The following is a 5,169-nucleotide window of genomic DNA, read 5'->3' on the forward strand; positions in this document are numbered from 1 at the left end:
CGTAGAATGGGACATCGAAAAAGAATGGCTCCGGATATACTCCGAGTATAAAAGGGTCATTACATTAATATCCGAAATAAAGTTCACCCTCAATATATAGGCATCGGGGGGTGTACGGTTTCATACCAAAGCCAACCTTTAGAGGCATCAATATCCTCTATAACCTCTTTAATCTCTTTATAAAGATTGTTATGGTGCACAATGAGATATTCCTCACCGTTTAAATGTGAATATTTTTGTGATATTCTCATATAATTCAAACCTCTCTATTTGATAACTCTAACCATTCTTTGGGAATTTTAGTTATTTTATCGTTACTTGTCGGTACATGTATTGTTTTATTGATAGGCCTCGTTTTCAAGACCCCCTCATATAAGTCTTTAATTCTTTGATTTGCAATTTTGCAGTACTGTTCCTCTTTTTCAATCCCAACAGCATTCCTATTATTTTTTAATGCGGCAATAACTGTTGAACCTACCCCGGAAAATGGATCTAATACCCAACTATGTTCATTTGACAAAGCGAGTACACATCTTTCTACAAGCTCAATTGGGAACTGACAAGGATGAGTTGTTTTTTCAGGATGGTTTGACTTTACATTAGGTATATTCCATAATCCGTCAACCCAATCCTTTTTAACAATTTTCCAAATATCGCTAGGATTTTTACCGAGTGGATTGCCAGAGGGTTGCCCTTTTTTGGGGCCTTTAAAATGCAGCTTTCCGGGATATTTTGCAGGGACACGTACATTATCAAGATTAAAAATATAATTATCAGTTTTGCTAAACCATAAAATAGTTTCATAACGTCCACTAAACCTATTTGATGCATGCAAGCCATGACCAAAATACCATATAATTCTATTGCGTAGTTTTAAACCATGCTTTTTAAATATTTGGTAATAATATATATCTAATGGGTAAACTTCACCTTTGCATACATAATTACCTACTTGCCAACAAATACTCCCTTTACTTGAGAGTGTTCTCACTAATTCGTTTATTATTTCTTCTTGGGTTTCTAAGTATTTTTCAATACTTGTTTTTGTTTCATAAGATTTCCCAATATTATAAGGTGGTGAAGTAATTATCAAATCAAATTTATTATCCTCAATATTTTGTAATGTTACTAAACTGTCGCCCTTTTTAATTTGATACTCAATTTCGGGGCTAACATATTCAATCAAAGGTTCTTTCACTTGTTTGTTGCGCATTTTCACACTAAATCCTTTTTAACTTATAATTTATCAGTGTTTTGTTAGGCATCAACCCCGCAGCACTTTTTGTACTTCTTCCCGCTGCCGCAGGGACAGGGATCGTTGCGCCCCACCTTGGGCCCTTTGCGTACCACCGGCTTCATCTTGAGCCTCTCATTTTCGGATGGCCCCACCGGGCTTCTGGTTTCAGAATTACTCTGCGCCGGAGAAACCTGCCTGGACGAAGGCGCCGCCAGATCCGGTTTAAAGGCCTGCATGGCCACGGACTTCATCTGGGGCGCGTTCATTCCCACTGGATGGGCCTTGAACAACAGTTCTATGGTCTGGCGGTCGATGTCCTGGGAAAGCTCCATAAACATGGAATAGCATTCCCGCTTGTATTCAATCAGAGGGTCCTTCTGGCCGTAGGCCCTTAAGTTTATTCCCTCTTTGAGGGCGTCTAAATTGTTGAGATGCTCCCGCCATTTCTCGTCAATCACCTGCAGCCTCACCAGCCGCTCCAACTGCCGCATCAGCGGCGTTCCCAAAAGCTGTTCCTTGGCCCGGTACTGGCTTTGAACCATGTGCAGCAGATTTTCATGGAGCCGGTCAACACTCATCTTATTTTTTTCGGGCTCGGGGACGGAGACCTCCAGCAAAAAATGCCGCCGGAAATAATCGTTCAAGCCCGGCCAGTCCCAGTTCTCGGGATATTCCTTTTTGTCTACATGCTCCTCCAGCCCGTATTCCACCACCCGCTCCATCAGCTCGGACATCTCGGCGCTGAGGTCGGTCTCCACCAAAGCCTGGTGGCGCATCTGGTAGATGGCCTCGCGCTGTTTGTTCATCACGTCGTCGTATTCCAGCAGGTGCTTGCGGATGTCGAAGTTGTAGCCCTCCACCCTTTTCTGAGCGCTGCCGATCTGCCGGGTCAAAAGCGGATGGGTCAGCGCCTCGCCCTCCTCGGCCCCCATCTTGGCCATCACCCCGGCGATCTTGTCGGAGCCGAACAGCCGCATCAGGTCGTCTTCCAGCGACAGGTAGAACCGGGAGGAGCCGGGATCGCCCTGGCGCCCGGACCTTCCCCGCAACTGGCGGTCGATGCGCCGGGCCTCGTGGCGCTCGGTGCCGATGATATGCAAACCGCAGGGCACATCCTGTTTGCACTTCAGTTCTTCCAGGTGCGGGCACTGGTCGGGATGCTGGTCGCTTTGCACCAGGCGGCAGTGGGCGCTCTTGACCACTTCCTGGCCCAGCTTGATGTCGGTGCCGCGCCCGGCCATGTTGGTGGCTATCACCACGTTGCCCGGCTGCCCGGCCAGCGAGATGATCTCGGCCTCCTTCTGGTGATACTTGGCGTTCAGCACCGAGTGCTGGATGCCCTGGCGGGCCAACATCCGGGATAAAGTTTCGGAGACCTCCACCGAGACCGTGCCCACCAGCACCGGCCTTTTGGCCTGGTGCATCTGCTCGATCTCCTCGATCACCGCGTTGTACTTCTCCCGGCGGGTGCGGTAGATCACGTCGTCGTAGTCGCGGCGGCGGGCCGGGCGGTTGGTGGGGATCACTATCACCTCCAGCTTGTAGATCTGGTAGAACTCCCCGGCCTCGGTCTCGGCGGTGCCGGTCATGCCGGCCAGCTTCTGGTACAGCCTAAAATAGTTCTGGATGGTGATGGTGGCCAGGGTCTGGGTCTCCCGCTCGATGGCCACGCCCTCCTTGGCCTCTAGGGCCTGGTGCAGCCCGTCGGAGAAACGGCGGCCCGGCATCAGCCGGCCGGTGAACTCGTCCACGATCAGCACCTTGCCTTCGGAGACCACGTATTCCACGTCCTTGTCGAACAGGGAATAGGCCCGCAGCAGCTGGGCGATGTTCTGGTTCTTCTCGGAACGCTCCGAGAAAAGCCGGTCTAATTTTTGTTTGGCCTCGGCCTTCTGCTCGGGGTTCAAGGATTCATCCGAGTCTATCCGGTGGATCTCGGTGGTCAGGTCGGGAATGATGAAAATATCCGGGTCTTTTGGGGAAATGGCCTGGCGCCCCTTCTCGGTCAGGTCCACCACGTGGGATTTTTCGTCGATGGCGAAGAACAGCTCCTCGTCGATCTCCGACATCTTCTTGTCGCGCATGTAGTCCGTTTCCACCTGTTGCATCGTCTGCTTGTGGGCCCCATCCTGTAGCAGCTTGGAAAGCTTCTTATGCTTGGGCGCGCCCCGGTTGGCCTGCAGCAGCTTGATCCCGGCCTGGTAATCCTGCCCGTCAGTCAGAAGCTTTTCGGCCTCGGCCACGATCCGGTTGACCAGGTGGGATTGACTCTCCACCAATTTCTCCACCGGGCGCTTCATCTCGTCGTAGCGGTGGGTGGAATGCTCCACCGGCCCGGAGATGATCAGCGGGGTACGGGCCTCGTCGATCAGAATCGAGTCCACCTCGTCGATGATGGCGTAACAGTGCCGGCGCTGGACGCACTGTTCCGGGCTTAAAGCCATGTTGTCCCGCAGGTAGTCGAAGCCGAACTCGTTGTTGGTGCCGTAAACTATGTCGCAATGATAGGCGTCCCGCCGTTCCGGGGTGCCCGGCTCGGTGTCATCCAGACAGCCAACGGTAAGGCCCAGGAAGCGATAGATCTGCCCCATCCACTGGCTGTCGCGGCGGGCCAGGTAATTGTTGACGGTGACTAAGTGCACGCCGTCTCCGGTCAGGGCGTTCAGGTAGACCGGCATGGTGGCCACCAGGGTCTTGCCTTCGCCGGTGGCCATCTCGGCGATCTTGCCCTGGTGCAGGGCGATCCCGCCCAGTATCTGGACATCGAAGGGAACCATCTCCCAGCCCAGCTCCAGCCCGCAGACCTCCCACTTCTTTCCCACGTGCCTGCGACAGGCTTCTTTGACCACGGCAAAAGCCTGCGGCAGCAGCTCTTCCAGGGTATCCTTGTCGTCCTGCCCCTCTTTCCGGGCGTCCTCTATGATCTTTTTGAATTCAGCGGTCTTGGCCTGCAAGTCTGCATCGGAGATATCCAGTAATTCCTTGGCCTCAAGGTTGACCTGTTCCACTATGGGCCAGAGTTTTTTTGCCTCGCGGGTGTTCTTATCGCCAAATATGGTATGGAGTATCTTGTTGATCATTTAAGCCTTTGAATTTATTGCAATATAACAGTTTAATTTATCATAAAAAAAGGAATAATTCAAGAGAAAAAGGAAAAATAAAAGGCCAAAACGTTAAGTTTTGACCTTTTATACAATTAGGTGTAAGACTATCTAAGGGCCACCATCTTCTTTGTGCTGTTAAACTCGCCCGAGGACAGCCTGTAGAAGTAAATGCCTGCCGTTACCTGTCTGCCCGTCTCGTCTTTGTTGTCCCATTTAACGCTATACGGGCCGGGGTTTTGGCTTTTGTTGACCAAGGTTTTGACCGCCTGACCCAGGGTGTTGTAAACCTTCAAACTTACCTGCCCCGGTTTTGCCAATTGATAATTGATCATTGTTGATTGTTGGCAGGGATTGGGGGAGTTCTGCATAAGCGCGTAGCTATAGGTGGCAGTTACAGGCTTTGATTCCGTAGTTTGTGTTCCCCCGCCTTTGCTCTCGTCGCAGTCCTTTTCGTATTCCTCGATTAACAATACGGCGCAAACGGCATACTCGCCTTTTTGCTTGTCTATGGTTATGTCAATCTGGCCGTCGCTGTAAAGATTTGGCACCAACCAGCGTTTGAACTCGGCCTTTTCTTTGGGCTTTAAATTGGCCACATCGAACTGCCGTCCGTCAATTTTCATTTTTTGCTGAATACGGTCTTTTGATTCGTGGTAATAAACGGCTTTTAGCATGTAGTATCTGGCCGGATCAAGGCCGGTGAACGAGTATTTTAGCTGGGTGGGGTGGTAATCAACCGTCAAGTCGGGCGTTTGCCCGTAGTTGAAGGTGCCCTCCTTTTGAATGGTGTAAACCATAGCCTCTTCGGTGCCAAGATCTGCGTAGAAA

The 5,169-nt window shown here is 50.8% G+C and carries 3 protein-coding genes; all 3 read right to left on the reverse strand.

Going from position 1 to position 5,169, the window contains the following annotated elements; genetic code table 11:
• Nucleotides 1-256 precede the first annotated feature (256 nt).
• Nucleotides 257-1,213, reverse strand: a complete 957-nt coding sequence (locus tag HY768_09670; protein MBI4727465.1) for a site-specific DNA-methyltransferase — start codon at nucleotides 1,211-1,213, stop codon at nucleotides 257-259.
• A 44-nt stretch (nucleotides 1,214-1,257) separates the two neighbouring features.
• Nucleotides 1,258-4,317 (reverse strand): preprotein translocase subunit SecA, encoded by a 3,060-nt coding sequence (secA, locus tag HY768_09675; GenBank protein ID MBI4727466.1) that lies wholly within the window; start codon nucleotides 4,315-4,317, stop codon nucleotides 1,258-1,260.
• Between the two features lie 128 nt (nucleotides 4,318-4,445).
• On the reverse strand, nucleotides 4,446-5,169 hold a 724-nt coding region (locus HY768_09680; protein ID MBI4727467.1), incomplete at its 5' end, for a T9SS type A sorting domain-containing protein.

The sequence above is a fragment of the candidate division TA06 bacterium genome (assembly GCA_016208585.1).
Taxonomy (GTDB): Bacteria; Edwardsbacteria; AC1; order AC1; family EtOH8; genus UBA5202.

Bases quoted from the DNA above. Each gene is read 5' to 3' on its own strand.
- HY768_09670 (MBI4727465.1), bottom strand. From the start codon at position 1,213: ATGCGCAACAAACAAGTGAAAGAACCTTTGATTGAATATGTTAGCCCC.
- secA (MBI4727466.1), bottom strand. From the start codon at position 4,317: ATGATCAACAAGATACTCCATACCATATTTGGCGATAAGAACACCCGC.